The organism is Pseudomonas viridiflava, from assembly GCF_001642795.1.
Lineage (GTDB): Bacteria > Pseudomonadota > Gammaproteobacteria > Pseudomonadales > Pseudomonadaceae > Aquipseudomonas > Aquipseudomonas viridiflava.
The window spans coordinates 310,644-312,756 of sequence record NZ_LKEH01000018.1; the positions used below are offsets into that span (position 1 = coordinate 310,644).

At 60.3% G+C, this 2,113-nt stretch carries 1 protein-coding gene; it reads right to left on the minus strand.

The window, feature by feature from the left end; genetic code table 11:
* Positions 1 to 240 precede the first annotated feature (240 nt).
* Positions 241 to 1,569, minus strand: a complete 1,329-nt coding sequence (locus AO065_RS05240) for a DUF3100 domain-containing protein (RefSeq protein WP_004880625.1) — start codon at positions 1,567 to 1,569, stop codon at positions 241 to 243.
* Between the last annotated feature and the right edge of the window lie 544 nt (positions 1,570 to 2,113).

Sequence of the window (2,113 nt, forward strand, 5' to 3'; positions counted from 1 at the left end):
GGGAATGCCTCCCAGGACGCTCCGCGTCCGCCCTCGAATGTGGCGCAGATGCGTGGACAACCTCCCCAGCGTTACCCACGTCATGCGCTCGGCTCACTGAATCCTGAGTCTGTGCCATTTGTGACGCGGAGCGTCACGGGCGGCATGCCCACGCGGAGCGATGGGCACGATCAGTGTTGAGGCAGACCTGTGTATAACGATGGGCGCGGAGCATGGGAACGATCAGCGACAACCATCAAATCAATGAAACATCTCGGCGATCATCACAGCGCCGATGAAGGTGCCGAAGTTGGCCAGGAACGACACCAGCACGATCCGCCAGCCCAGACGGCGAAACGCGGGCAGGTCCTTGGCAATCGACAGACCGGCGAAGGTCAGCATCGGGGTGATCACCGCCAGCATGTTGATCGAACTGGTCAGGCGGGCAATCTCCGCTGCCCATGGGCAGGCCGGAGAGGTCAGGAACATTGCGACCAGCGACACCATGCAAACGGCCGGAATCTTGCGGCGAATAAGGCTGCACAATGCTTCACCAACGAAGGCACAGAAAATCATGATGCCTATACCGGTGAACGCATCGGCGGACAACGTCTTGTAGCCGACGTAGTTGGCGATCAGTGCCAGCGCACCGGCGGCGAGCCACGCACTGACCTTGCCCGACCAGCCCAGCTCGGGCACATCGAGCGACACGTCGCTGTGACGCAGGCCGTCATCGGTCATGGAGGCCTTGGTGGTACGGCCGATCAGCGGTTCGAGAACGCGATAGCCCCATACCGCCAGCGGCAGCGAGATGAACAGGGTGAAGTAGGTCCCGATGGTGGTGGTGATCAGGTTCGACGCCGCCGCCAGGGTCATGACTTCCTTGGCCACTTCCGGCGTCTGCTGAGCCGCAATCGCGCCTGCAGCGGCCGCCATCATGCTGCCAGAGCCGATGCCGGAACCCATCGCCAGCGAGTTGGGATGGAAAATATTCAGGCTGGCAATGAAGCCGGCCACGATGGCAATGAACAGCGCACCGAACAGCGTGCCGGTCAGGTACTCGGCGAGCACGCCGCGTCCCTCAGGGGAATCCATGCCATAGCGCTCACCAATGATCGCCAGGCTGGGCTCGCGCCCGACCGAGAAGGTCGCACCAATCGCTTCACGCTTGATCCCCAGCATAAGCGCCACTGGCAGGCCCAGAATCACGGTGCCGACAAAATGCCCGAATTCCTGAAACACCAGCGCCCAGCCCGAGGCGAACACCACCGGCAGCGAGCCGCCGACCACCAGACCCAGCTTGGCAATAAAGATCAACAGGGCAGGTTGCAGAATGGACGCGGAGCGCAATTGCGTGCGGTGGTCGATGCCGATGGTGCCCGGCATGCGCCGACTGGCAATGCCGATCATTGCGCCCAACAGCAAGGCCCAGACCATCGGCAGCAGGACGACTTTGCCAGGGCCCAGCGGAATGCTGATGGCGCCAATGGATTCGGCAACGACGAGGATGACGGCGGCCCAGACATACAGCTTGACCGTCGAAGAAACGGCCTGCTTGTCGCCCACGACGGCAGCGTGTGAGTTTTGCATGATGATCCCCTTGCCTGCTGAATGACCTTTTTAAGGCCTTATCAATCGTTATTCTGTTTTTCAGGTAGGCGCAGCGACGCGCCAGGGCAGCGTTGGAAGTCCATGGAGTCATGGAGGCCGTTATCCGGCGAGTCTTTTTATAAGGCCCGAATTGACCGGACCCAGGCTGCTTCGAGCCTTTCGAGCGGAGCAATTGATGCCCTCGCGCCATCGCAGTATGCATAGCAGGAGGTTGCACACCAATATTGCGGATTTTATTTATCGTTGCGTTAAAGAGAACACTGAAAGGGGAGACTCGGGACGTATTTTGAGCGCAGGAATGTGACGCAGAGCGTCACAGGATGCATGCTCACGCGCAGCACTCATCGTTATACACAGTTCACCTGGCTATCCAGTGAGGCAGCGGCCCTGCCGTGCTTTTTTTGCGCAATGGTGCGGACAACGCCGATTGCGACGTGGGTGAAGGCTGAGTCCTGGCGCTGATTCGGGGGGCAATCGGCATGGATGCCGATTGAGCTGCACTGGGCCATGGATGGCCCATTTG

Coding starts and splice junctions, on each gene's coding strand:
- AO065_RS05240 (WP_004880625.1), bottom strand. CDS start 1,569: ATGCAAAACTCACACGCTGCCGTCGTGGGCGACAAGCAGGCCGTTTCT.